Genomic DNA, 24,771 nt, shown 5'->3' with positions numbered 1-24,771 from the left:
GCGGTCATTCTGCGCCATGCGCTACCGCGCTTAACGCTGCAGCTCATCCAGCGCCGGGGCATCCAGATGCGACACATCACCGGCCGTCTCCACCACCCAGCCGGCGGCGAGCCAGGCGCTTTGCTGATGATCGACGCGCGAAATCGAGCAGTTACGCAGACGCAAACGGCGCTCCGCATGGGCCGGCAGCCCGAGAATGGTACTCACCAGCACGCCCAGCGCCATGCCGTGGCTCACCAGCAGCGGACGGCTACCCGCCGGCAGATCGAGACAGGCATTGAGCGCGGCATGCATGCGCGTCGCCATCTCTTCCATCGACTCACCGCCCGGAATCCGGCCGCCTTCGGTGCCATCCACCAGCGCTTTACGCCAGCTCTCCTCTTCCGCCGTCAGGCCGTCGAGCGGACGCTGCTCCAGACAGCCCATATTGAGCTCGCGCAGGCGGGCATCGAGCGTCACCGTACAACCGCAGGCATCAGCGATAATCTCCGCGGTGCGCCGGGTACGTCCTAAATCGCTGGCAATCACGTGAGTAATGCCCAGCGATTTCACGCGCTCGCCCACCTGATGCGCCTGCTGCTCACCTTTATCCGTCAGCGGACTGTCGGACTGCCCCTGAATGCGTCGGGCCGCATTCCAAACCGTTTCACCGTGACGAACAAGATAGACCTGTAACATGCTTAATTTCCGTTATACTGCGACAAATTTGTCTTGAGGGTTCAGGTAATTATGTACCATGTTGTCGCAGCCACCATCAATCCGGCAAAAATCCGCGCAATTGCTCAGGCGTTCAACGACGTTTTCGGCGAAGGATCCTGCCATATTGAAGGGGTCGAGGTCGAGAGCGGCGTCGCCGCGCAGCCCTTAAGCGATGCCGAAACGCGAACTGGCGCACGCCAGCGCGTGGCGAACGCGCGGCATGTGCGGCCACAGGCGGATTACTGGGTGGCGATTGAAGCCGGCATCGAAGGCGACTGCGCCTTTGCCTGGATGGTGGTGGAGAATGCGCAGCAGCGCGGTGAATCCCGCTCTGCCAGCTTTACGCTGCCGCCGGTGGTGATGGCCGGTCTGGCTGCCGGGCATGAGCTCGGTGACGAAATGGCGCGCTTAACCGGCGTGGAGAATATCAAACATAAGGGCGGTGCGATTGGCGCCTTCACCCACGGCCTGCTGAGCCGCTCCAGCGTCTATCATCAGGCCCTGATTCTGGCGCTCTGTCCGTTCACTCACCCGCTGTATCAGCAGTAATCAGCTGCGCCCGAGGCGCGCTTCCAGCCAGCGTTTCAGCTCGGGCGGCGCCTCTTTCAGGCTGTTGGATCCACGGGTGATGGTGGCAATCCCGACGCCCAATTCGTTTTTCAGCTCGCGCTGACTGATATCACCGTTGATCAACGCTTCGATAATGCGCAGGCGCGTGCCTAAGGCTTCGCGCTCATCCGGCGTCATCATCAGCTGCAGCAGTGGCAGCGCTACGTCATCGGAAAACGCGTTGTGCATCAGGTCGATGAAACGCAGCCAGTTGTCTTCAACCGGCTGCGGGGAAAGGGGTTGGCTCATGAAGGCTTCCGTACTCATTAACGAGTACGGAAGCATAACACAGTCAGTAACGGCGATTCCACTCGCCGTCGGCGAGAATCTTATCCGGCTTGCCCATGAAGTAGCGGTAATAGGCATCGTAGGCCAGCACGTTTTTTACGTAGCCACGGGTTTCCGAGAAGGGAATGGTTTCGATAAACGCCACCGCATCCAGTTTGCCGCCGCTGGTATTCAGCCAGCTGCGCACCCGCCCCGGGCCGGCATTATAGGCGGCAGAAGAGAAGATGCGGTTCTGACCAAACTGCTGATAGACATACTCCAGATACTGCGTACCAATCTGAATATTGGTCTGCGGATCGAGCAGCTGACTGCTGTTAACGTAACCCGGAATGTTATACATCTTCACGGTATGGCTGGCGGTGCCCGGCATCACCTGCATCAGGCCACTGGCGCCAACCGGTGAGCGCGCTTTCGGGTTCCACGCGCTCTCCTGGCGGGAAATCGCCATGGCGTAGCTTGGCGTGATACCTTTGTCGCTGGTGTATTGCTGATACAGATTGCGCCACGCCAGCGGGAAACGCTCTTTCAGGCTGTCCCACATTTTCGCGGTGATGGTGGCCTGCACGCTGAGATCCCACCAGTCCTGCTCGTTGGCGTAGCGCGCCAGCATCTGCTGCTGGGTGCGGGTTTTGCTGCTGATCAGGTTAGCCCACTCGCTGCGCGCCAGGTTATCCAGCCCCCAGTACATCAGCTCGCGCACGCGCGCCATCTCCGGCCCCTGCACCACGCTATTGTCCGCCGCCGGCGCCTGATCCACCTGCAGCGGATACCCGACGCCCAGCCGCTGTGCCGCCACCATCGGATAGAAACCGCGCTGCTGCATCAGCTTACGCAGAATCTCATCCGCTTCCTCTTTGCGCCCCTGCGCCATCAGTAAATCGGCCTGCCAGTACTGCCACTCATCTTTCTCTTTGGCTTCCACCGGCAGCCGGGCAATCCAGGTGTTCAGGCCGCGACGGTCGTTTTCACTCAGCGCCAGCCGCACGCGCCGCTCAATCAGCGCGGTGGATTCGCTGTTCATCACCACCGCATCGCGCCAGCGCGCCTGCTCCGAGGTGAGATCGGCGCCCATCATGCGCCACACCACCGTCTCTTTCAGATCCTGCTCTTCCGCCGGGCTCATCTTCTGCGCCTGAACCAGCTGCGGGATCATCATGCGCGCGTTGTCCATATCCTGACGCGCCACGCGGGCAAAGGCGTAGCTGGTGGCCATGCGGGTAAAGTCGGTCGGGCCGAGGGTGCTGGCAAAGGTGGTGACGGTCTGGGGATTTTGCTGCAGCGCAATCAGCGCGCTGGCGGTGGTTTGATAATCCGCCGGCAGCATTTTCGCCAGATAATTAACCAGGCTGTCGTTGCCGGCTTTCATCGCCAGGCGGATGCGTTCGAGGATAGTGATCGGCGACAGCTGCCCTGACGCCTGCCACACCGAGAACAGCTTGTCGCAGTCGTTCGGTAACGCGGTCCCGCGCAGCCAGATGGCTTTGGCCCCGTCAAACGCCGCCTGCTGCTGGCCGGTCGCCCATTTGGCGTAGTACCAGTTACAGCGCGCCTGCACCGGCTTTGGCTCATCCGGGCTGAAGCTGAGCACGCCCGGCCAGTCCTGGCGGTGCGCCAGCACGTTAACAAAGCGCGTCTGCAGCGAGCGCGCCGGCGGCAGCGTCGGATACTGCTGAATAAAGTTTTTCACCGCCAGGCCGGTCTCCTGATCGAGATCCTGCGCCAGCAGGCGGTACTGCAGGTACGGATAGAGCGGATAATCCTGCAGCGTTGGCATCAGCTGCTCAACCTGGTCCATCTGTTTGTTGTCCCAGGCCTGTTTGATCTGCGCATAGCGCTGTCGTTGCTGATCCAGCGAATCGGCCCACACGCTGCCGGCCGTGCTGACCAGACAGATCCCTATCATCCAGTTACGCCACTTCTCCACTCCGCTCTCCTCATTGCTGCGCTCCAGCTTATGCCGGACTCCCTTCATGCTAACCAGGCCAACCGGCTCTTGCCACGTTCTTCACAAAATTTACCCAGGCGCACCGTGATTGTTCAGCGCCTGCGCCGCAATTGTGCAAATAATCATCAGAAAAACTTATTACCCATCAAATAGCTACGCGTTTTCATTCAGTTACAACTCTGGCACGTGCTTTGCTCTGTTGAATACCATCTTGTATACCAGCTGGAATTCACTCATGGCATCGACCTTCGGTTTTACGCTTCAGGATTGGCAACGTTGCGCACAGCAGGATGCACAGCAGATCCCTGCACTGCTGGCCGCACATCTCGACGCACTCGATAACCAGGATAATGCCTGGCTGTACCTCGCTTCGCCGGCCCAGCTGCTGGCGCAGGTTGAACCGCTGCTGGCGGCGTATCAGCGCAATCCGGCCGCGCTGCCGCTGTTTGGCGTGCCGTTTGCCGTCAAAGACAACATCGACGTGGCAGGCTGGCCGACCACCGCCGCCTGCCCGGCGCTGACGTATCAGGCCGCGGCCGATGCCTTCGTGGTGGCCAGGCTGAAAGCGGCAGGCGCTATCGTCATCGGTAAAACCAACCTCGACCAGTACGCGACCGGTCTGGTTGGCACCCGCTCGCCGTATGGCGCGGTGAGCAACACCTTTAATCCGGCCTACGTCAGCGGCGGTTCCAGCTCCGGCTCCGCGTCAGTGCTGGCGCGCGGCCTGGTCGGCTTCTCGCTCGGCACCGATACCGCCGGCTCCGGCCGCGTGCCGGCAGGTTTTAACAATATCGTCGGGCTGAAGCCGACCAAAGGCTGGTTCTCGGCCAGCGGCGTGGTACCGGCCTGCCGTCTCAATGACACCATCTCGGTGTTCGCCCTGACGGTTGCCGATGCCTTTAGCGTCGCCAGCATCGCGGGCGGCTACGACGCCGATGACGCCTATGCGCGCCAGTCGCCACGCAGCGCACCGGCCAGTTTCCAGCCGCAGCCCTCGCTGGCGATCCCTGCCGCGCCGCAGTTTTACGGTGACCAGCAGGCGGAAGCGGCGTGGCTCGGCGCGCTGGAGCAGCTCACGGCGAGCGGTGCGACGCTGCACCCTATCGACTTCGCCCCTTTCCACCAGCTGGCAGAGCAGCTCTATTACGGCCCGTGGGTCGCCGAGCGCACCGTGGCGGTCGGCGAGATGCTCGACCGCCCGGAAGAGATGGATCCGGTGGTGTACGGCATCGTCAGCAGCGGCCGCCAGTACAGCGCCGTCGAGGCGTATCAGGCGGAATACCTGCGTGCCGAACTGACGCGCCAGATCCAGCAGACGCTGGCCCGGTTCGATGCACTGGTGGTGCCGACCTCGCCCACCATTCATACGCTGGAAGAGATGCAGCAGGAGCCGGTGCACTACAACTCGCAGTTCGGCACCTATACCAACTTCACGAACCTGGCTGACCTCAGCGCGCTGGCGCTGCCTGGCCCGTTCCGCGCCGATGGGCTGCCTGCGGGCATCACGCTGATCGCCCCGGCGTGGCACGACCGCGCGCTGGCGACGTTTGGCCTGCGCTGGCAGCAGCAGCTGGCGCTGCCGCTCGGGGCCACCGGCAAAGCGCTGCCGCCGCAGCCCGCCGCGCTGCCGCCGTCGCCTGACCACGTGCGCGTGGCGGTGGTCGGTGCCCATCTCACCGGCATGCCGCTGAATTTCCAGCTCACCACGCGTCAGGCGGTGTGGGTCGAAGAGACGCAAACCGCCAGCCACTATCGCCTGTTCGCCCTGCTCGACGGCCCGATCAAAAAGCCCGGCCTGCTGCGCGGCGACAGCGGTGCCGCCATCACCGTCGAACTGTGGGACATCCCGCTGGCGCGCTTTGGCGAATTCGTCGCGGAAATCCCGGCGCCGCTCGGCATTGGTTCGCTGACGCTGGCGGATGGACGCATCGTGAAAGGCTTTATCTGCGAACCGGCAGCGCTGACGCAGGCGCTGGAAATCACTGAATTCGGCGGCTGGCGCAACTGGCTGACGTCACAGGGGAATCACTAATCATGTTCAGCACCGTTCTGATTGCTAACCGTGGCGAAATCGCCTGCCGTGCCATCCGCACCCTGAAGCGCCTCGGCGTAACCAGCGTGGCGGTCTATTCGGATGCCGACCGCAATGCGCGTCACGTTACCGAAGCCGATGTGGCCATCGCTCTTGGCGGTGACAAAGCCAGCGACAGCTATCTGCGCATCGACAAAATTCTGGCCGCCGCGCAGCAAAGCGGCGCGCAGGCCATCTGGCCCGGCTACGGTTTTCTGTCGGAGAGCCTGCCGTTCGCTGCCGCCTGCGAAGAGGCCGGCATCGCGTTTGTCGGCCCGACCGCGCAGCAGATTGGCGAATTTGGTCTCAAGCATCGCGCCCGTGAGCTGGCCGCCAGCGCCGGCGTGCCGATGACGCCGGGCACACCGCTGCTCAGTTCGCTGCAGGACGCACTCAGCGCGGCGGAAGATATCGGCTATCCGGTGATGCTGAAAAGCACCGCCGGCGGCGGCGGCATCGGTCTGACCCGCTGCGCCGACGCCACGGCACTGGAAAACGCGTGGGAGAGCGTGCGCCGTCTGGGCGAGCAGTTTTTCAGCGATGCCGGCGTATTTCTTGAACGCTGCATCGATCGTGCGCGCCACGTGGAAGTACAGATTTTTGGCGACGGCAAGGGCAAGGTGATTGCGCTGGGCGAACGCGACTGTTCGCTGCAGCGCCGCAATCAGAAGGTGGTGGAAGAGACGCCGGCCCCTAATCTGCCGCAGGCCACGCGTGAAGCGCTGCTGGCTTCAGCGGTGCGGCTGGGCGAGCTGGTTAATTACCGCAGCGCCGGCACCGTGGAGTACATCTATGACGCCGCGCAGGACGCGTTTTATTTCCTCGAAGTGAACACCCGCCTGCAGGTGGAGCATCCGGTGACCGAGTGCGTCACCGGCCTTGACCTGGTGGAATGCATGCTGCAGGTGGCGGCGGACGATGCCATCGACTGGGATCGTCTGCAGCAGGCACCGCACGGCGCATCGATTGAGGTGCGGCTGTACGCCGAAGATCCGCTGAAAAACTTCCAGCCGAGCCCGGGCGTGTTAACCCACGTCAGCTTCCCGCCGGGGGTGCGCGTCGACGGCTGGATCGAGACCGGCAGCGAAGTGACGGCGTTTTACGATCCGATGGTGGCCAAACTGATCGTGCATGGCGAAACGCGCGACGCCGCGCTGGCGAAGCTGCAGCAGGCGCTCGACGCTACCCAACTGCACGGCATCGCCACCAATCTCGATTATCTGCGTCAGATCGTGGCGACCGACGCCTTCCGCAGCGGCAACGTCTGGACGCGCTTCCTTGACGGCTTTACGCCGGCGGCCAGCGTCATCGAAGTGCTGCAGCCCGGCACGTTCAGCAGCATTCAGGACTTTCCCGGCCGCCTGGGCTACTGGGACATCGGCGTGCCGCCGTCCGGCCCGATGGATGATTTCGCCTTCCGCCTGGCCAACCGTATTGTCGGCAACCACGCCAGCGCCGCCGGGCTGGAGTTCACCCTGCAGGGCCCGACGCTGCGCTTCCACAGCGATGCGCTGATCGCGCTGACCGGTGCCGACTGTCCGGCCGATCTCGACGGCAGCGCGGTCGACTACTGGCAGCCGGTGGCGGTGAAAGCCGGACAAACCCTGACGCTGGGCCGCGCGCAGAGCGGCTGCCGCACCTATTTAGCGGTGCGTAATGGTTTCGATGTGCCGGAGTATCTTGGCAGCCGCGCCACCTTCTCGCTGGGTCAGTTTGGCGGCCACGCCGGACGCACGTTGCGCGTCGCCGACATGCTGCCGATCTCCCAGCCAGCGCTCGCCGCCTGCACCACGCCAGCCCCGGTCAGCGCCCCCGAAGCGCTGGATCGCGCGCTGGTGCCGCACTACGGCAGCGAATGGCGCATTGGCGTGCTGTACGGCCCGCACGGCGCACCGGATTTCTTCACCCAGGCTGCCATCGATGAGTTCTTTGCCAGCGACTGGCAGGTGCATTACAACTCCAACCGGCTGGGCGTCCGTCTGGTCGGGCCTAAACCCAGCTGGACGCGCGCTAACGGCGGTGAAGCCGGGCTGCATCCGTCTAACGTACACGACTGCGAATACGCCATCGGCGCGGTGAACTTTACCGGTGACTTCCCGGTGATCCTGACGCACGACGGCCCAAGCCTTGGTGGCTTCGTCTGCCCGGTCACCATCGCCAAAGCCGAGCTGTGGAAAGTCGGCCAGGTCAAACCGGGCGATCGCATCCGCTTCCACCCGATCAGCGCCGACGAAGCGGTCGCGCTGGAGAAAGCCCAGGCGCACAGCGTAACCACGCTGCGCAGCCAGCACGCACCGGCCTTCGCGGTGCCTTCGCTGGCGGCGAGCGACATCGGTTCTGCCACCCTGTTAGCGGCGCTGCCGGCGACCGCCACCACGCCTGCTGCGGTCTACCGCCAGGCGGGCGACAAATATGTGCTGATTGAGTACGGCGATAACGTGCTGGATCTGGCGCTGCGCCTGCGCGTACACCTGCTGATGCAGGCGCTGCGCCAGCGTGCAGAGCCCGGTATCGAAGAGCTGTCGCCCGGCGTGCGCTCGCTGCAGGTGCGCTATGACAGCCTGGTGATCGGTCAGCAGCAGCTGATGACGCTGCTGCTGGAGCTGGAAGCCGGGCTGGGCGACGTCAGCGCGCTGAAAGTGCCGTCGCGCATCGTCTGGCTGCCGATGGCGTTTGAAGACAGCGCCACGCTCGGCGCGGTGGAGCGTTACCAGGAGACGGTTCGCGCCAGCGCGCCGTGGCTGCCGAACAACGTTGACTTCATTCAGCGCATCAATGGACTGGCGAGCCGCGAAGCGGTACGCGACACCCTGTTTGCCGCCAGCTATCTGATTCTCGGTCTCGGCGATGTCTATCTCGGCGCGCCGTGCGCGGTGCCGATCGATCCGCGCCATCGCCTGCTGAGTTCCAAATACAGCCCGGCGCGCACCTTTACCGCCGAAGGCACGGTGGGCATTGGCGGCATGTACATGTGCATCTACGGCATGGATTCACCGGGCGGCTATCAGCTGGTGGGGCGCACGCTGCCCATCTGGAACAAGTTCCTGCAAAACGATCAGTTTGCCACCGGCGAACCCTGGCTGCTGCGCTTCTTTGACCAGGTGCGTTTCTATCCGGTGAGCGAAGCGGAACTAACGCAGCTGCGTGACGATTTCCGCGCCGGCCGCGCCCGCATTCGCATCGAGCAGAGCGAGTTTGATTTCGCGGCCCATCAGCAGTTCCTCGCCGACAACGCGACGGAAATCAGTGCCTTCCGTGAACGTCAGGCCGCGGCGTTTGAGCAGGAAGTCACGCTATGGGCGCAGGAAGAGCAGGAAGCGCCGCTCACCAGTGAAGAGACGCTGGTGGTCGCCGATGCAGAGGACGATGCGCTGGCAGTGTGCGCTGACATGAACGGCAACATCTGGAAAGTGCTGGTTGCGCCGGGCGATACGGTGCAGGCCGGTCAGACGCTGATCATCGTGGAAGCGATGAAGATGGAGCTGGCGATTGTCGCGCCGCAGGCCGGCACGGTGAAACGCATTGCCTGCCAGGCGGGCCGTCCGGTAAGTCCGGGCGATACCCTGCTGTGGCTGGCTTAAGGAGCAGGTATGAACAGTAGCGCGCCCCGCAGCAAAGGCCGTCCCGAAGCGCTGGCCGAAAAGGTTTATCAGGCGCTGAAGCAGGACATCTTTGAATTCCGTCTGATGCCGGGTGACCGCTTCAGCGAAAACGAAATCGCCGAGCGGCTGGCGGTGAGCCGCACGCCGGTGCGTCAGGCGCTGTTCTGGCTGGAGCGCGAAGGCTACGTCGAGGTGTGGTTTCGCAGCGGCTGGCAGGTGCGGCCGTTCGATTTCGCCTACTTCGAGGAGCTGTACGACTTCCGCACCGTGCTGGAACGCGAAGCGGTGCGCCGCCTGTGCGCGCTGCCGCCGCTGGCCTGCGCGGAAACCCTGACCGCGCTGAAAACCTTCTGGATCGACGATGCCCGGCTGGAAGATGGCAAAGCGGTATCAGCGCACGACGAAGCGTTTCACATGGCGCTGGTGGCCGCGGCGGGCAATCAGGAGATGGCGCGCATCCACGCCGAGCTGACAGAAAAAATCCGCATCATTCGCCGTCTCGATTTCACGCGGGATGACCGGGTCGATGCCACGTACCGCGAGCACGCTCAGATCTTACGGGCGATTTTTCAGCAACACACCGAGGAGGCACAGCGCATTTTAACCGACCACATTGCCGTCAGTAAGGCCGAGGTCAGGAAGATTACGTTGCATATGTTACAGCAGGCTCGGCTTCAACCCATTGAATAACAACAGATAACACAGTTAGGGGTTTAAATGATGAAACGACGTTCGTTGCTTAAAGCTTTCGCGCTCTCCGCTACCGTTGCCAGCATGGGCTTCGCCTTTACCGCACAGGCGGCAGACACCATCAAAGTCGGCATTATGCATTCGCTGTCCGGCACCATGGCGATTTCCGAAACGCCGCTGAAAGATGTGGCGCTGATGACCATTGATGAGATCAACGCCAAAGGCGGTGTGCTGGGCAAGAAGCTGGAACCGGTGGTGGTCGATCCGGCCTCGAACTGGCCGCTGTTCGCCGAAAAAGCGCGCCAGCTGCTGACTCAGGACAAAGTGGCGGTGGTGTTTGGCTGCTGGACGTCGGTCTCGCGCAAATCGGTGCTGCCGGTGTTTGAAGAGCTGAACGGCCTGCTGTTCTATCCGGTGCAGTACGAAGGCGAAGAGATGTCGCCGAACGTGTTCTACACCGGCGCCGCGCCGAACCAGCAGGCGATCCCGGCGGTGCAGTATCTGATGAGCGAAGATGGCGGCAGCGCCAAACGCTTCTTCCTGCTCGGCACCGACTATGTCTATCCGCGCACCACCAACAAGATTCTGCGTGCCTTCCTGCATAGCAAAGGCGTACAGGATAAGGATATCGAAGAGGTGTACACGCCGTTTGGTTACAGCGATTACCAGACCATCGTGTCCAATATCAAAAAATTCTCCGCCGGTGGCAAAACCGCGGTGATCTCCACCATCAACGGTGATTCCAACGTCCCGTTCTACAAAGAGCTGGCGAACCAGGGCATTAAAGCAACCGACATTCCGGTGATCGCCTTCTCGGTGGGGGAAGAAGAGCTGCGCGGCATCGACACCAAACCGCTGGTCGGTCAGCTGGCAGCGTGGAACTACTTTGAGTCAGTGGATAACCCGACTAATGCGAAGTTCGTGGCCGACTACCGCGCTTACGCCAAAGCGCACAATCTGCCGAACGCCAGCACCGTAGTGACCAACGATCCGATGGAGGCCACCTACGTTGGCCTGCACATGTGGGCGCAGGCGGTAGAGAAAGCCGGCACCACCGATGTGGACAAAGTGCGCGCCGCGATGGCCGGACAGACGTTCAAAGCACCGGACGGCTTCACGCTGACCATGGACAAAACCAACCACCATCTGCACAAGCCGGTGATGATTGGTGAAGTGGAGGAGAACGGCCAGTTCAACGTGGTGTGGCAGACCGAACAGCCGGTGCGCGCCCAGCCGTGGAGCCCGTATATCGCCGGGAATGATAAGAAGCCGGACTACCCGGTGAAGTCGGCGCAGTAAGGGGAGGCTGATGGTCCTCGCCCTATGGCCCTATGGCCCTCACCCTAACCCTCTCCCGCTTGCGGGAGAGGGAACCGATCGAGCCAGCACGCCGCTACCGAACTCACCTGTAGCAGCGTCTCCCTCTCCATGTGGGAGAGGGCCGGGGTGAGGGCCATGCACCGCACTCATCCGTTTTTCTCCCTCTCCCTCCGGGAGAGGGCCGGGGTGAGGGCCAGACAACGCCCTACCCCCTAAGGGCCACACCGCACCCAACGTAACCATAACAGGATGATCACCATGACACTCCGCCGTATTCTCAGCTGCCTGCTGTTACTGCTGCCGTGGCTGGCGCAGGCCGGTGATGGCGCTGACTTCGCCGCTGCCAGCCGCACGCAGCAGGCGACATTGCTGCAGCAGTGGGCTGCGGCGCCGCAGGCCAGCCGCTTGCCGCTGCTGCAGGCGCTGCGCAATGAAAGCGTGGTTATCGATCAGAACAAACAGCCGTTCAGCAAACAGGCTGACCAGCTTCTGCCGCTCGACAGCGCCCGGCAGCCGGACGGCGCAACCAAAAAACTCTTCATGAACAACCGGCTGCGCGTGCTGATTGCCAGCGCCCTCGCCGCCCACCAGCTGGTGAGTGACGATGCGGCGATTCGCCTGCGCGCAGCGCAGCAGTTACAAAACGATGCCGCGCCTGACCAGCTGCCGCTGATTGAACAGCGCCTCGCCGCCGAACAGGACAGCAAGGTGCGCGCGGTGCTGGCGATGGCCGCCGCGAATCTGCAGCTCGCCAGCCCGGACGCCGCGCTGCGCCTGAAAGCGGTCACGCTGCTCGGAGAATCGGGCGATCCGGCGATGCAGGCCAGCCTGACGCGCTTAACCCAGGTCAGTAACGAACCCGATGCGCAGGTGCGCGCCGCTGCGGCCGCCAGCCTGCAGCACATACAGCAGCGCCTGATGTGGGGCGACTGGCTCGGGCAGGCGTTTACCGGCCTGTCGCTCGGCTCCATTCTGCTGCTGGCCGCGCTCGGCCTGGCGATCACCTACGGCCTGCTGGGCGTAATCAACATGGCGCACGGCGAGATGCTGATGCTCGGCGCCTACGCCACCTGGCTGGTGCAGAATCTGTTCCAGCAGTTTGCGCCGCAGTGGCTGGCGTGGTACCCGCTGCTGGCACTGCCGGTGGCCTTCGCCGTCACCGCCGTAATGGGCATGCTGCTGGAACGCACCATCATCCGCCACTTATACGGTCGCCCGCTGGAGACGCTGCTCGCCACCTGGGGCATCAGCCTGATGCTGATTCAGCTGGTGCGCATGCTGTTTGGCGCGCAGAACCTCGAAGTGGCCAACCCGGGCTGGCTGTCCGGCGGCTGGCAGCTGCTGCCCAATCTGGTGCTGCCGTATAACCGCATCGCGGTAATCCTGTTTGTCATCGCGGTGCTGGCGCTCACCTGGCTGCTGCTGAATAAAACCCGGCTGGGGCTGAATGTGCGGGCGGTCACGCAGAACCGCGCTATGGCCGACTGTTGCGGCGTGCCGACCGGGCGCATCGACATGCTGGCGTTTGGCCTCGGTTCCGGCATTGCCGGACTCGGCGGCGTCGCGCTGTCGCAGCTGGGCAACGTCGGACCGGAACTGGGTCAGGGCTACATCATCGACTCATTCCTCGTGGTAGTGCTCGGCGGCGTCGGTCAGTTGGCCGGCACCGTGGTGGCGGCTTTTGGTCTCGGCATCCTCAACAAAGTGCTGGAGCCGCAGATTGGCGCGGTGCTCGGCAAAATCCTGATCCTCGTGCTGATTGTGCTGTTTATCCAGAAACGTCCCCAGGGTCTGTTTGCCGTTAAAGGGAGGGTGATTGACTGATGAGCCAGCCACTGACCTTACGCGCGGTGCGCAAAGCGCCGCGCCTCAGCCTGATTCTCGGCGTCATCGTGACCGCGCTGCTGCTGGTGCTGCCGTTCTGCGCCCTGCTGCCCGCCAGCCATCCGCTGGCGATCTCCACCTATACGCTGACGCTGGTGGGCAAAATCCTCTGCTATGCGATTGTTGCGGTAGCGCTGGATCTGGTGTGGGGCTACGCCGGGCTGCTGTCGCTCGGCCACGGGCTGTTTTTTGCCCTCGGCGGCTATGCCATGGGCATGTACCTGATGCGCCAGGCTGCAGGCAGCGGTTTGCCGGCGTTTATGTCGTTTCTGTCGTGGAATGAGCTACCGTGGTTCTGGGCCGGCAGCCAGTACTTTCTCTGGGCGCTGTGCCTGATTGTGCTGGTGCCAGGCCTGCTGGCACTGCTGTTTGGCTTCTTCGCCTTTCGCTCCAGAATCAAAGGCGTCTACTTTTCCATCATGACGCAGGCGCTGACTTACGCTGGCATGCTGCTGTTTTTCCGCAACGAAACCGGCTTTGGCGGCAACAACGGCTTTACCGGTTTTACTACCCTGCTCGGTTTCAGCGTCACCGCCACCGGCACGCGTATCGCACTGTTTATCGCGACCGTGCTGTTGCTGCTGTTCAGCCTGGCGCTGGGCTTTGCCCTGGCGCGCAGTAAGTTTGGTCGCGTGCTGACGGCGGTGCGTGATGCAGAAAACCGCCTGATGTTTATTGGTTACGATCCGAAGGGCTTCAAGCTGTTCGTCTGGACGCTCTCCGCCGTGCTGTGCGGGCTGGCCGGTGCGCTGTATGTGCCGCAGGTCGGCATCATCAACCCGAGTGAAATGTCGCCGACCAACTCGATTGAAGCGGCGATTTGGGTGGCGCTCGGCGGACGCGGCACGCTGATTGGCCCGCTGCTGGGTGCGGCCATCGTCAACGGTGCCAAAAGCTGGTTCACCGTCGCCTTCCCGGAATACTGGCTATTTTTCCTGGGCCTGATGTTCATCCTGGTCACGCTGTTCCTGCCGCGTGGCGTAATTGGCCTGCTGCGCCGGAGGCGTCATGACTGAGCAACTGTTTACCCAACCGCACCCGGCGGATCGCCATCGTCAGCAAACCGATCCGGTGCTGCTGCTGGAGAACATCAACGTCTCGTTTGACGGCTTCCGCGCGCTGACCGATCTGTCATTGCAGATCGGCGTCGGCGAACTGCGCTGCGTGATCGGCCCGAACGGCGCGGGAAAAACCACGCTGATGGACGTGATCACCGGCAAAACCCGGCCGGACAGCGGCCAGGTGATCTACGACCAGGATACCGATCTGCGCCAGCTGTCGCCGGTCGAAATCGCCCGCGCCGGCATTGGCCGCAAGTTTCAGAAACCCACGGTGTTTGAAGCGCTGACGGTGTTTGAAAACCTCGAGATCGCGCTGAAAAACGATAAATCGGTGTGGGCCAGCCTGCGCGCCCGGCTTAGCGGCGAGCAGCGCGATCGCATCGACGAGGTGCTGAAACTGCTGCGACTCGGCGGCGAACGCCAGCGGCAGGCGGGTCTGCTGTCGCACGGGCAGAAGCAGTTCCTCGAAATCGGCATGCTGCTGGTGCAGGAGCCGCACCTGCTGCTGCTGGACGAACCGGCAGCTGGCATGACCGATGCCGAAACCGACTACACCGCCGAGCTGTTCCGCAGCCTGGCGGGCAAGCACTCACTGATGGTGGTGGAACATGACATGGGCTTTGTGGAAACCATTGCCGACCACGTGACGGTGCTGCATCAGGGCCAGGTGCTGGCTGAGGGATCGCTGCGCGAGGTACAGGCGGACGATCGGGTTATCGACGTATATCTGGGGCGCTAAGATGTTACAGGTAGCAGAACTGCATCAATATTACGGCGGCAGCCATATCCTGCGCGGTCTGTCGTTTGAGGCCCGCCCGGGCGAGATCACCTGCCTGCTGGGGCGCAACGGCGTGGGCAAAACCACGCTGCTGAAGTGTCTGATGGGGCTGATTCCGGTCAAATCCGGCGAGGTTCGCTGGCAGAACCAGCTGATTAACACGCGCAAGCCACACCAGCGCGTGCAGGCCGGCATTGCTTATGTGCCGCAGGGACGCGAAATTTTTCCGCGTCTGACGGTGGAAGAGAACCTGCTGATGGGGCTGGCGCGCTTCTCCGGCGCCCAGGCCAGCCGCGTCCCGGAGGAGATCTACCAGCTGTTTCCGGTGCTGCGCGAGATGAAAACGCGGCGCGGTGGCGATCTGTCAGGGGGCCAGCAGCAGCAGCTGGCGATCGGCCGGGCGCTGGCCTGCCAGCCGCAGCTGTTGATCCTCGATGAGCCGACCGAAGGGATCCAGCCGTCGGTGATCAAAGAGATCGGTGCGGTGATCCGCCAGCTGGCGCAGCGCGGTGACATGGCGATCCTGCTGGTCGAGCAGTTTTATGATTTCGCCGCCGAACTGGCCGACAGCTATCTGGTGATGTCGCGCGGCGAAATTGTGCAGCGTGGCGCTGGGGCGAATATGGAGAGCGAGGGCGTGCGCGGGCTGGTGGCGATTTAGCCGCGCGGCGGGCGGGCAGGCAGAAGACAGGTTGTTAATCTGCAAGAAAAAACTTATGTTTACCCTCCACCCGGCCATTCCGGCCGCAGCGAAGGTTGAGCGAACAGTTACTGATGGAAACCCGCCGCGACGAACGAATCAATAAGCTGGCGCAGGCGCTGAAACACAGCGACACCCTGCACTTAAAACAGGCCGCGCAACTGCTGGGCGTGTCAGAAATGACCATCCGCCGCGATTTAACCGGCGCGACGCAGGGCGTGGTGCTGCTGGGTGGCTATGTGATGCGCGACCCGCGGCAGAACGTGGCGCACTATTTTGTCAGCGACCAGCAAAACCTCAACGTCAGCAAGAAACGTCTGCTGGCACAGCGGGCTGCCGCGCTGGTACAGGCCAACGACACGGTGTTTTTCGACTGCGGCACCACATTGCCGCTGGTGATAGAAGCGATCGATAACGATCTGCCCTTCACCGCCATTTGCAGCGCGATCAACACCTTTCTGGCATTAAAAGAGAAGCCGCACTGTCGGGTGATTCTGTGCGGCGGCGAATTCCACGCCGATAACGCCGTGTTTACCCCGCTCGAGCAGGTCACGGTGCTGGATGCGCTCTGCCCCAATAAAGCCTTTATTTCTGCCGCCGGCATGGACGCCGCGCAGGGTGCCACCTGTTATAACCTCAATGAATTGCCCATCAAGCATCTGGCGCTGCAGCGGGCGCAGACCAAAATCGTGGTCGGCGACAGCAGCAAGTACGGCAAGGTACTGCCGGCGCGCATTGGCGACTTCTCGCTGTTTGATATGCTGGTCAGCGACAGCCCGCCTCCGCCCGCGCTGCTCGCCGTGCTGCAGGCGGCCAGGCTCACCCTGCACTGCGGCTAGCATTATTCCGTCGCTGCGGAAGATTGCGCGCAATGCGGCTGTGATTGCCGGGTGAAAACGGCTAAACTTCAGCATCTGACGTTCCACCCATTACAGACCAAGAGGCTCATCACAACGTGGCTCAATTCGTCTATAGCATGCATCGCGTCGGCAAAGTGGTTCCGCCGAAGCGTCACATTCTGAAGAATATCTCCCTTAGCTTTTTCCCTGGCGCCAAAATTGGCGTACTCGGCCTGAACGGCGCGGGTAAATCGACCCTGCTGCGCATCATGGCCGGCATTGATAAAGATATCGAAGGGGAAGCACGCCCGCAGCCGGGCATCAAAGTCGGCTATCTGCCGCAGGAACCTCAGCTGAACCCGGAACACACCGTGCGTGAGTCGGTGGAAGAAGCGGTCGCGGAAGTGGTTGGCGCGCTGAAGCGTCTCGACGAAGTGTACGCGCTGTACGCCGATCCGGATGCCGACTTCGACAAGCTGGCCGCTGAGCAGGGTCGTCTGGAAGAAGTGATCCAGGCACACGACGGGCACAACCTGGAAACCCAGCTGAACCGTGCTGCCGATGCCATGCGTCTGCCGGAGTGGGATGCCAAAATCGCCAACCTGTCCGGTGGTGAACGCCGCCGCGTCGCGCTGTGCCGTCTGCTGCTGGAAAAGCCAGACATGCTGCTGCTCGACGAACCGACCAACCACCTGGATGCCGAATCCGTCGCGTGGCTGGAGCGCTTCCTGCACGACTTCGAAGGCACTGTGGTAGCCATCACCCACGACCGTTACTTCCTCGATAACGTTGCCGGCTGGATTCTGGAGCTCGACCGTGGTGAAGGCATTCCATGGGAAGGCAACTACTCTTCATGGCTGGAGCAGAAAGATCAGCGTCTGGCGCAGGAGGCTTCTCAGGAAGCGGCACGTCGCAAATCAATCGAGAAAGAGCTGGAGTGGGTGCGTCAGGGCGCGAAAGGCCGTCAGTCTAAGGGCAAAGCCCGTCTGGCGCGCTTTGAAGAGCTCAACAACACCGATTATCAGAAACGTAACGAGACCAACGAACTGTTCATTCCACCTGGCGCGCGCCTCGGCGACAAAGTGCTGGAAGTGAAGAATTTGAGCAAAGCGTATGGCGATCGCGTGCTGATTGACGATCTGTCGTTCTCGCTGCCGAAAGGCGCCATCGTCGGCATCATCGGTCCTAACGGCGCCGGTAAATCGACGCTGTTCCGCATGATGTCAGGTCAGGAGCAGCCGGATTCCGGCAGCATCGAGCTGGGCGAAACCGTGAAGCTGGCGTCGGTCGATCAGTTCCGCGATGCGATGGATAATTCAAAAACCGTGTGGGAAGAAGTTTCTGGCGGTCAGGACATTATGCGCATCGGCAACACCGAAATGCCAAGCCGTGCTTATGTCGGTCGCTTTAACTTCAAGGGCACCGATCAGGGCAAACGCGTCGGCGAACTGTCCGGCGGTGAGCGTGGTCGTCTGCACCTGGCGAAACTGCTGCAGGTGGGCGGCAACCTGCTGCTGCTCGATGAGCCAACCAACGACCTGGATATCGAAACCCTGCGCGCACTGGAAAACGCCCTGCTGGAGTTCCCGGGCTGCGCGATGGTGATCTCGCACGACCGCTGGTTCCTCGACCGTATCGCCACCCACATCATCGACTATCAGGATGAAGGTAAGGTGGAGTTCTTCGAAGGTAACTTTACCGAGTACGAAGAGTACAAGAAACGCACCCTCGGCGCCGAAGCGCTGGAGCCGAAGCGTATCAAGTACAAGCGCATGGCGAAGTAATAAAAAAAGGGCGCATGATTGCGCCCTTATCTTTGCAATAGTCATTATTTAATTTTTACCCATTCCTGAATATTGCCTTGATGCTCAGAGTTGTTGATTTTATAGAGAATACAAGTCAGTACATTTTTTCTGTCAAAACCAATAACAATATTGTCACCTATCGTAGCTGAATCCATGACTGGATTAGCTTCATAATAGAATCGAAATTCGCTTCGAATTTCATGTGCTATCCTGGCATCGTACCAGGTAACAGAGACCTTGTATGGTGTATCCTCTCCTCCAATAAAAAAATTTGCCTTAAATTCTTTGGCATCACTTCCTAGCATAAGCTTAAGAGCCTTAACTCCATTAAACTCACGCTGGTCATATATTTCACTTTTATAGAGGGATTTGATACAGGCACATTCTAAACTTTGCGTTTTCATAAACTCATCCTTTGAGAAGAAGAAGTTTCATATTAATTCTTAGTTCTTTTTTTACGCAATAGCTTCTAGTATTCAAAAAAACAATCAACATCAAATTTTAATCAAAAAAAAAATTTCCTATGGCATTAAAGCTCTTATTCAACATCATTAGTTACATTGCAGCATCACATTGGATGCTGCACATAAGTTAATTATCCTAAATAAAATGTTAAGGATCACCCAGCATCTGCTTCACCAGCTCGACGCAGCGCAGGAAGCGTGTGTCGTAGTCATCCTCTTTGACGTGCACATATTCAATGTGATTTTCACGCAGCATGGTGACCAGCATCGACTGGAACTCACGGCGATCCATCGAACTGCCGAGGCTGCGCAGGCCGTCGGCCACCCACGGCACATTATTTTCCAGCAGAATCACCAGGTCAAAGCGGTACTCATCGATCAGCGCCTGCACGAATGGGTGCTCGCGCCCTTCATACTTAAGGCAGAACGCCTGGGTAGTGATGAAGTCAGTGTCGATAAACGCCACTTTGTTGGCGTATTTGACGGCGAAATCGATGTACTGCGCCTGGCCGAGCGCGATTTTGTCGTAGTCGGAGTATTGCAGCGCCATCTCGTCGCCGCCGAGGTGCGAGAAGACATAGTCGCGGCCATACTCCCACGCGCTGGTGGTGTTAAAGATGTTGGCCAGCTTGTTAACCAGCGTCGATTTGCCGCTCGATTCACCGCCGAGCACCGCCACGGTGCGCACGAAGAATGGCTTCACTTCAGTCGGGATGTACTCCCAGTAGCGGAACGGATCCTGACGAATCTGGCTGCCGCTGATGTTCATAAACGATCGATGCGGATCGATCACCACCGCCGGAATGCCCAGATGCTGCTGATACATCGGCGCATCCGGTTCTTCGCTGGTATAGACGCAGTCGGGCTCAATGCCCTGCTCCGCGAGGAAGGTTTTCACGCCGGCGCTCCACACGTCCCAGCCGTGCGGATAGGGCTCGATGCCCTCTTCGTTGAACGAATGGATGCGGATGTTTTTCTGATACTTGAAGGTCTGCAGCAGCCAGCGCAGACGATCGCTGATGGTGGGCTGCTGCGACATGGCGCTGTTCTCAAACAGCTGGCGATCGCGCGGATCGTCATGGCCCATGATGATGTGCAGCTCATCGACCTGGCTACAGGCGCGCTGGATCAGGTAGATGTGGCCGGTGTGCAGCGGATAGAACTTCCCGAACACCACGCCCACGGTTTTGTCGCGACGCGGGAATTCCAGCCCGAGAAAACGGTGCAGCGCTTCCAGCTTCTGCGCGCTCGGGCTTTTGATTTTGGCATTCAGCAACTGGCTCAGATAGCCTTTGGTCATCCCGCTGGCATCAGCCACCTGCTGCAATGTGTGTCCCTGCTGGCGAATCGCGGTTTTCAGATAGTCAAACGATGACATGTAGTGCCTCCTGCATGGAATTAGAGGGATGGTGCGCGCGGGCCCTCACCCCGGCCCTCTCCCGCCCGCGGGAGAGGGGGAAAATCCTGAACAGAGCGGTTAACAACAGATCGGTACCGTACTTCCCGCCCCTGCGAACGGTTCCCTCTCCCGCCCAGCGGGAGAGGGTTAGGGTGAGGGAAAAGATGAAGGCAAAGGTGGAGCACAGGCCACGCCACAAGCCAAACCCCCTCCCCAACAACCCGCCTTACAGCTCGTCCAGAATCGCCAGCGCGTCCGCCAGCTTCTTCGCGCTATATACCTTCATACCGTCAATCGCCTTCTTCGGTGCATTCCCTGCCGGCACAATGGCGCGCTTAAAGCCGTGCTTGGCTGCTTCGGAAATGCGCTCCTGGCCGCTCGGCACCGGACGAATCTCCCCGGCCAGCCCGACTTCGCCAAAAATCACCAGATCCTGCGGCAGCGGGCGATCGCGCAGGCTCGACACCATCGCCAGCAGCAGCGCCAGGTCTGCACTGGTCTCGGTGACTTTGACGCCGCCGACCACGTTCACAAACACATCCTGATCGGCCATCTGCAGGCCGCCGTGGCGGTGCAGCACCGCCAGCAGAATCGCCAGACGGTTCTGCTCCAGCCCAACCGCCACGCGGCGCGGATTGCCCATCATCGAATGGTCCACCAGCGCCTGAATCTCAACCAGCAGCGGGCGCGTGCCCTCCCAGACCACCATCACCGAACTGCCCGAGGTAATCTCATCGCCGCGTGACAAAAAGATAGCAGACGGGTTACTGACTTCGCGCATGCCCTGCTCGGTCATGGCAAAGACGCCCAGCTCATTCACCGCACCAAAGCGGTTTTTGTGGCTGCGCAGCGTGCGGAAACGCGAATCGGCATCGCCGTCCAGCAGCACCGAACAGTCAATGCAGTGCTCCAGCACCTTCGGCCCGGCCAGCGAGCCATCTTTGGTGACGTGGCCGACCATGATGATCGCCACGCCGCGCGTTTTGGCGAAGCGCGTCAGGTAAGCGGCGGTTTCCCGCACCTGCGCCACGCTGCCCGGCGATGACTGGATCTCCGCCATGTGCATCACCTGGATCGAGTCGATCACCATCAGCTTCGGCTGCTCCTGCTCGGCGATCAGGCAGATCTGCTCAATGCTGGTTTCCGACAGCATATTGAGGTTTTCCGTCGGCAATCCCAGACGATGGGCGCGCATCGCCACCTGTTGCAGCGACTCTTCGCCGGTGACGTACAGGGTTTTCATCCCTTCCGCCAGCTTACACATCACCTGCAACAGCAGCGTCGATTTACCGGCACCAGGGTTACCGCCAATCAGTATCGCGCTGCCCGGCACCACGCCGCCGCCCAGCACGCGGTCAAACTCTTTAAAACTGGTCGAGAAACGCGGCAGCGCTTCCAGACTGATCTCCGACAGCTTCTGCACCCGGCTGGTGCCGGCGCTACCGGCATAGCCGCTCAGGCGCTCGTTGCGCGCGGCCGCAGGCGAGGCGGCAATGCGCACCTCGGTAATGGTATTCCAGGCGTGACAGGCGCTGCATTGCCCCTGCCAGCGCGGATAGTCAGCGCCGCATTCGTTACAGACGAAGGCGCGTTTTGCCGCTTTGGCCAAATCAAATCCTCAGTTAACGCTCTTCGTGAATCAGACTGCCGGTGAGAATGCAGAACACTCCCATCAGGTCAGCGTGGCGGATAATCACTTCCGTCTGCTCATTCACTTTGGGTTTAGCATGATAGGCGATACCCAGCGCCGCGGTTTTAATCATCGGCAGATCGTTAGCACCATCGCCAATCGCCACGGTTTGTTCCGGTGCGATGTCAAAGCGCTGGGCCAGACTGTTCAGGGTATCGGCTTTAAATTGCGCGTCGACGATTTGCCCCAGCACTTCGCCGGTCAGCTTACCGTCACGCATTTCCAGTTCGTTGGCCACCGCAGCGGCCAGATGCAGCGTCTGCCGCAGGTGATCGGCATAGAAGGTGAAACCGCCCGAGGCAATCGCTACCTGCCAGCCCAGCGCCTGCAACTTGTGCACCAGCGTGGTCAGGCCCGGCATCAGCGGCAGCGTGTCGCGTACCTGCTTCAGGATGTTGGCGTCAGCGCCGGCCAGCTTCGCCACGCGTTCGCGCAGGCTGGCTTTAAAATCCAGCTCGCCGCGCATCGCGCGTTCCGTCACTTCCGCCACCTGCTCGCCGCAGCCCGCCAGTTTGGCGATCTCATCGATGCACTCGATCTGGATGGCGGTGGAATCCATGTCCATTACCAGCAGCCCTGGCGTTTTCAGATGGGGGATTTTGCCGAGCGGCGCCACATCAAAGCCAGCCTCATGCGCCAGCTTGCTGGCACGCGGTGTCAGCGAGCCCGCCAGCCGGATTACCTGATACTCATCGACATTCCACGCGCTGACGATCACCATCGCCGCGCCCAGCTGATGCTGATAATCGGTCAGTTTTTGTTTATCGAGCCCGCGCCCATACAGTAACCAGCCAGTCCGACCGGCACGGTAATCCAGCGGCATCACTTCATCACCGCTCAGGGAAAGGGGTAAACCCGGCCAAAGAGAGACATCGGCGGGCAGATCGCACCAGGTAAGACGATTTGGCATTACAGCTCCTGTAGGGACAACAAAACCACGCAAGAGGCTACCTTGTCTGCGCGGGTTCTGGCAACATAATTGCCAGCCTTTCTGCTGTTACGTCACACGGGTTTCTGATGGTCAAAACCGCACTGAAATTTCGCCTGCATCGCACGGTGATCGTTCTTATCTCGCTGGCGCTGTTAGTGGTGCTGATGCAGGGCGCGTCATGGTTTAGTCTTGGCCATCAGATGGCCCGTTCCGAACAGGTCGAGGAGCTGGCGCACACGCTGACGCGCCAGGTGGCGTTCAGCCTGAAACCGCTCATGGACAACAGCGACGATAACCGCACGCAGATTGAAGCCATCCTGAATCAGATGACGGATAACAGCCGTGTGCTGGACGCTTCGGTCTATGCCGACGACGGCAGCCTGGTGGCCCACAGCGGCGAGAGCATTAATGTGCGCGACCGCCTGGCGCTCGACGGTAAACGTGCCGGTAGTTATTTCAATCATCAGATTGTCCAGCCGCTGGAAGGGAAAGAGGGTCCGCAGGGTTTTCTGCGTATCACGCTGGATACCCATGTGCTGGTGACGGAATCGCGTCAGGTGGATAACACCACTAATATTCTGCGCCTGATGATGCTGCTGGCGCTGGCGATCGGCATTATCCTGACCCGTACCCTGCTGCGCGACCGCCGCACCCGCTGGCAGCAATCGCCGTTCCTGCTGACGGCCAGCAGAACGGTGAAAGAGGATAAAGAGGAAGAGACGGCGGCGGAGACGGAGAGGAAAGAGGGTTGAGTTCATTTGGGCAGTGCGGTCTGATGCAAGGGATTACGTTGCAGCACTGCTAACATTACTGTACGCAATTATCGATGAATACAAGTTACTGCCATATATCGAGCAGCTTCCTCCATACATCTCTCATATTTTCTCCTCGTATAGAGTAATCATTGAATTTTTCCGTGCAATCAATAAAAGTTTGATGAATAGACCTAATAGGAACATTATTTTCATGCATTGAACTTTCAATTATTTTATTTAACTTACACAAACAATGGGAATCCTTAACACTCCTCATAAAGTAATCATTGAGAAAGGCAAGAACTTCGCTGTAATATCCATAGTTCATGATTAGTACTCAGAGGAATATCAAAAGCATCGAACTTTACAATGCGCTCATCTACAGATAATTGCTCGAAATTATGGCTTACTAATTGCGGATATGCTCAGTAAAACTTTTAGATATTTATCTATCTTGACTTCAAAGATTGTTGAATGCTTGAGCTGAGCAACTCCACATTAAAATAGTAGAAAAGAATCAAGTTTTTCTTTCATTCTATCATGACTTCAGGGCCTACCCTCAGGATTAATTGTATAAATTCCTTTTGTTTATAACTTATCTCTTGTTGATTTTTTATCTCACGAACGCTCCTTTCGTTTCATTTGAGCCAATTTTTCGCAGCTCTTTTCTCCATAAGCATAACGCACGCTCACATCTGTTGTGTTATTACTGGTTTCTCCAACTAGATTCATGCCGGGTCAGGTAAATTTTATGTATTCCGGCTGAACTCAATTTTATACACACACTCAATCGACTAAGGTAAAAAACGGCAAAAATTGCTAAAAAACCTTCTGGCTTTCATTAAAAACAGTTCCTTTAATCTATTTTACTTCCGTTTATCCAAAGCCCTTTCTTATAAGAGGAACGACCTCTCTTGATAAAAGCACACCCTATAATTTCATTTTTTAAGACTATGCAATCACCGGAATAAACATCATTTCTCAATGGATAAACCGTAGCCTTAATATCGCCCAAGCAAGAATTTATTTTCATAACCAAATCATTTATCCCTAACACTTCCTCTCCATGCTCTTTATTTATACAGTTCCTTTTTTTATACTTAAGAAGTAATAAATTCAAATCCTCATCATAAGGATTACCTACTATTAAGCTATCCGACATAAGCATACCGTTTAAATACCCTGTCCATTCCTCTCGTTTTTTAGGAAAAATGGATTTTAGGTAACTCAGATGCTTCATA

General features: G+C 59.7%; 20 protein-coding genes. 12 read left to right on the top strand and 8 right to left on the bottom strand.

Annotated elements, in window-relative coordinates:
- Nucleotides 1–30: 30 nt before the first annotated feature.
- Entirely contained in the window at nucleotides 31–678 is a 648-nt protein-coding gene (gpmB, locus tag F3J36_RS21825) for a 2,3-diphosphoglycerate-dependent phosphoglycerate mutase GpmB (protein ID WP_021508687.1), read from the bottom strand.
- 51 nt (nucleotides 679–729) lie between these two features.
- Here gpmB and yjjX point away from each other — a divergent pair, with 51 nt between their 5' ends.
- Complete coding sequence (gene yjjX / locus F3J36_RS21820) at nucleotides 730–1,248, top strand: inosine/xanthosine triphosphatase (protein WP_021508686.1); 519 nt, start codon at nucleotides 730–732, stop codon at nucleotides 1,246–1,248.
- Here yjjX and trpR read toward each other — a convergent pair whose 3' ends face one another.
- Both trpR and sltY read right to left on the bottom strand, forming a co-directional pair.
- Nucleotides 1,249–1,557, bottom strand: a complete 309-nt coding sequence (gene trpR / locus F3J36_RS21815) for a trp operon repressor (RefSeq protein ID WP_021508685.1) — start codon at nucleotides 1,555–1,557, stop codon at nucleotides 1,249–1,251. It abuts the gene before it with no gap.
- 43 nt (nucleotides 1,558–1,600) lie between these two features.
- Complete coding sequence (gene sltY, locus F3J36_RS21810) at nucleotides 1,601–3,520, bottom strand: murein transglycosylase (RefSeq protein ID WP_166720609.1); 1,920 nt, start codon at nucleotides 3,518–3,520, stop codon at nucleotides 1,601–1,603.
- Nucleotides 3,521–3,776: 256 nt separating this feature from the next.
- Between sltY and atzF the strand changes: the two genes are divergently transcribed.
- The 10 genes from atzF to ettA all read left to right on the top strand — a co-directional run bounded on the left by atzF (nucleotide 3,777) and on the right by ettA (nucleotide 18,270).
- On the top strand, nucleotides 3,777–5,573 hold the full coding sequence (gene atzF, locus F3J36_RS21805; RefSeq protein ID WP_152390466.1) for an allophanate hydrolase: 1,797 nt from the start codon (nucleotides 3,777–3,779) through the stop codon (nucleotides 5,571–5,573).
- A gap of 2 nt (nucleotides 5,574–5,575) precedes the next feature.
- Complete coding sequence (gene uca, locus F3J36_RS21800) at nucleotides 5,576–9,193, top strand: urea carboxylase (RefSeq protein ID WP_166720589.1); 3,618 nt, start codon at nucleotides 5,576–5,578, stop codon at nucleotides 9,191–9,193.
- Between the two features lie 9 nt (nucleotides 9,194–9,202).
- Nucleotides 9,203–9,904, top strand: a complete 702-nt coding sequence (locus F3J36_RS21795) for a GntR family transcriptional regulator (protein WP_021506818.1) — start codon at nucleotides 9,203–9,205, stop codon at nucleotides 9,902–9,904.
- Nucleotides 9,905–9,934: 30 nt separating this feature from the next.
- A complete protein-coding gene (urtA, locus tag F3J36_RS21790; protein ID WP_031279577.1) occupies nucleotides 9,935–11,203 on the top strand; it encodes an urea ABC transporter substrate-binding protein in 1,269 nt (422 codons plus the stop codon).
- 279 nt (nucleotides 11,204–11,482) lie between these two features.
- A complete protein-coding gene (gene urtB / locus F3J36_RS21785; protein WP_166720588.1) occupies nucleotides 11,483–13,048 on the top strand; it encodes an urea ABC transporter permease subunit UrtB in 1,566 nt (521 codons plus the stop codon).
- A complete protein-coding gene (urtC, locus tag F3J36_RS21780) occupies nucleotides 13,048–14,124 on the top strand; it encodes an urea ABC transporter permease subunit UrtC (protein WP_166720587.1) in 1,077 nt (358 codons plus the stop codon). The genes urtB and urtC overlap by 1 nt, the downstream gene beginning before the upstream one ends.
- Complete coding sequence (urtD, locus tag F3J36_RS21775; protein ID WP_058771510.1) at nucleotides 14,117–14,908, top strand: urea ABC transporter ATP-binding protein UrtD; 792 nt, start codon at nucleotides 14,117–14,119, stop codon at nucleotides 14,906–14,908. The genes urtC and urtD overlap by 8 nt, the downstream gene beginning before the upstream one ends.
- Before the next feature lies 1 nt (nucleotide 14,909).
- Complete coding sequence (gene urtE / locus F3J36_RS21770) at nucleotides 14,910–15,608, top strand: urea ABC transporter ATP-binding subunit UrtE (protein WP_058776207.1); 699 nt, start codon at nucleotides 14,910–14,912, stop codon at nucleotides 15,606–15,608.
- 113 nt (nucleotides 15,609–15,721) lie between these two features.
- The gene (deoR, locus tag F3J36_RS21765) at nucleotides 15,722–16,486 is read left to right on the top strand and encodes a DNA-binding transcriptional repressor DeoR (RefSeq protein WP_058757230.1); all 765 of its coding nucleotides are present in this window, start codon (nucleotides 15,722–15,724) and stop codon (nucleotides 16,484–16,486) included.
- A 116-nt stretch (nucleotides 16,487–16,602) separates the two neighbouring features.
- Nucleotides 16,603–18,270, top strand: a complete 1,668-nt coding sequence (gene ettA, locus F3J36_RS21760; protein ID WP_071813584.1) for an energy-dependent translational throttle protein EttA — start codon at nucleotides 16,603–16,605, stop codon at nucleotides 18,268–18,270.
- A 44-nt stretch (nucleotides 18,271–18,314) separates the two neighbouring features.
- Here the strand turns inward: ettA and F3J36_RS21755 are convergent, their stop codons facing one another.
- The 4 genes from F3J36_RS21755 to serB all read right to left on the bottom strand — a co-directional run bounded on the left by F3J36_RS21755 (nucleotide 18,315) and on the right by serB (nucleotide 22,754).
- On the bottom strand, nucleotides 18,315–18,695 hold the full coding sequence (locus tag F3J36_RS21755; RefSeq protein WP_166720586.1) for a type II restriction endonuclease: 381 nt from the start codon (nucleotides 18,693–18,695) through the stop codon (nucleotides 18,315–18,317).
- Nucleotides 18,696–18,903: 208 nt separating this feature from the next.
- Nucleotides 18,904–20,133: a multifunctional transcriptional regulator/nicotinamide-nucleotide adenylyltransferase/ribosylnicotinamide kinase NadR gene (nadR, locus tag F3J36_RS21750; protein WP_166720585.1), complete on the bottom strand. Its 1,230-nt coding sequence runs from the start codon at nucleotides 20,131–20,133 to the stop codon at nucleotides 18,904–18,906.
- A 247-nt stretch (nucleotides 20,134–20,380) separates the two neighbouring features.
- Nucleotides 20,381–21,763, bottom strand: coding sequence for a DNA repair protein RadA (gene radA / locus F3J36_RS21745; protein ID WP_021506810.1), 1,383 nt, complete (start codon nucleotides 21,761–21,763; stop codon nucleotides 20,381–20,383).
- Between the two features lie 13 nt (nucleotides 21,764–21,776).
- Nucleotides 21,777–22,754: a phosphoserine phosphatase gene (serB, locus tag F3J36_RS21740; protein ID WP_021506809.1), complete on the bottom strand. Its 978-nt coding sequence runs from the start codon at nucleotides 22,752–22,754 to the stop codon at nucleotides 21,777–21,779.
- Between the two features lie 107 nt (nucleotides 22,755–22,861).
- Between serB and F3J36_RS21735 the strand changes: the two genes are divergently transcribed.
- On the top strand, nucleotides 22,862–23,527 hold the full coding sequence (locus F3J36_RS21735; protein WP_166720584.1) for a YtjB family periplasmic protein: 666 nt from the start codon (nucleotides 22,862–22,864) through the stop codon (nucleotides 23,525–23,527).
- Nucleotides 23,528–24,386: 859 nt separating this feature from the next.
- Here F3J36_RS21735 and F3J36_RS21730 read toward each other — a convergent pair.
- Nucleotides 24,387–24,770 (bottom strand): hypothetical protein, encoded by a 384-nt coding sequence (locus tag F3J36_RS21730; protein WP_166720583.1) that lies wholly within the window; start codon nucleotides 24,768–24,770, stop codon nucleotides 24,387–24,389.
- Nucleotide 24,771 lies beyond the last annotated feature (1 nt).

Source organism: Pantoea sp. Cy-640 (genome assembly GCF_011752635.1).
Taxonomy (GTDB): Bacteria; Pseudomonadota; Gammaproteobacteria; order Enterobacterales; family Enterobacteriaceae; genus Pantoea; species Pantoea dispersa.
The sequence above is the reverse complement of the archived record's forward strand: the minus strand, read 5'-3'. Positions and strand labels throughout refer to the sequence as shown.

What these genes read in the sequence shown, in the direction of transcription:
- gpmB (WP_021508687.1), bottom strand. Translation starts at nt 678, where the DNA reads ATGTTACAGGTCTATCTTGTTCGTCACGGTGAAACGGTTTGGAATGCG.
- yjjX (WP_021508686.1), top strand. Translation starts at nt 730, where the DNA reads ATGTACCATGTTGTCGCAGCCACCATCAATCCGGCAAAAATCCGCGCA.
- trpR (WP_021508685.1), bottom strand. Translation starts at nt 1,557, where the DNA reads ATGAGCCAACCCCTTTCCCCGCAGCCGGTTGAAGACAACTGGCTGCGT.
- atzF (WP_152390466.1), top strand. Translation starts at nt 3,777, where the DNA reads ATGGCATCGACCTTCGGTTTTACGCTTCAGGATTGGCAACGTTGCGCA.
- uca (WP_166720589.1), top strand. Translation starts at nt 5,576, where the DNA reads ATGTTCAGCACCGTTCTGATTGCTAACCGTGGCGAAATCGCCTGCCGT.
- F3J36_RS21795 (WP_021506818.1), top strand. Translation starts at nt 9,203, where the DNA reads ATGAACAGTAGCGCGCCCCGCAGCAAAGGCCGTCCCGAAGCGCTGGCC.
- urtA (WP_031279577.1), top strand. Translation starts at nt 9,935, where the DNA reads ATGAAACGACGTTCGTTGCTTAAAGCTTTCGCGCTCTCCGCTACCGTT.
- urtB (WP_166720588.1), top strand. Translation starts at nt 11,483, where the DNA reads ATGACACTCCGCCGTATTCTCAGCTGCCTGCTGTTACTGCTGCCGTGG.
- urtC (WP_166720587.1), top strand. Translation starts at nt 13,048, where the DNA reads ATGAGCCAGCCACTGACCTTACGCGCGGTGCGCAAAGCGCCGCGCCTC.
- urtD (WP_058771510.1), top strand. Translation starts at nt 14,117, where the DNA reads ATGACTGAGCAACTGTTTACCCAACCGCACCCGGCGGATCGCCATCGT.
- urtE (WP_058776207.1), top strand. Translation starts at nt 14,910, where the DNA reads ATGTTACAGGTAGCAGAACTGCATCAATATTACGGCGGCAGCCATATC.
- deoR (WP_058757230.1), top strand. Translation starts at nt 15,722, where the DNA reads ATGGAAACCCGCCGCGACGAACGAATCAATAAGCTGGCGCAGGCGCTG.
- F3J36_RS21755 (WP_166720586.1), bottom strand. Translation starts at nt 18,695, where the DNA reads ATGAAAACGCAAAGTTTAGAATGTGCCTGTATCAAATCCCTCTATAAA.
- nadR (WP_166720585.1), bottom strand. Translation starts at nt 20,133, where the DNA reads ATGTCATCGTTTGACTATCTGAAAACCGCGATTCGCCAGCAGGGACAC.
- serB (WP_021506809.1), bottom strand. Translation starts at nt 22,754, where the DNA reads ATGCCAAATCGTCTTACCTGGTGCGATCTGCCCGCCGATGTCTCTCTT.
- F3J36_RS21735 (WP_166720584.1), top strand. Translation starts at nt 22,862, where the DNA reads ATGGTCAAAACCGCACTGAAATTTCGCCTGCATCGCACGGTGATCGTT.
- F3J36_RS21730 (WP_166720583.1), bottom strand. Translation starts at nt 24,770, where the DNA reads ATGAAGCATCTGAGTTACCTAAAATCCATTTTTCCTAAAAAACGAGAG.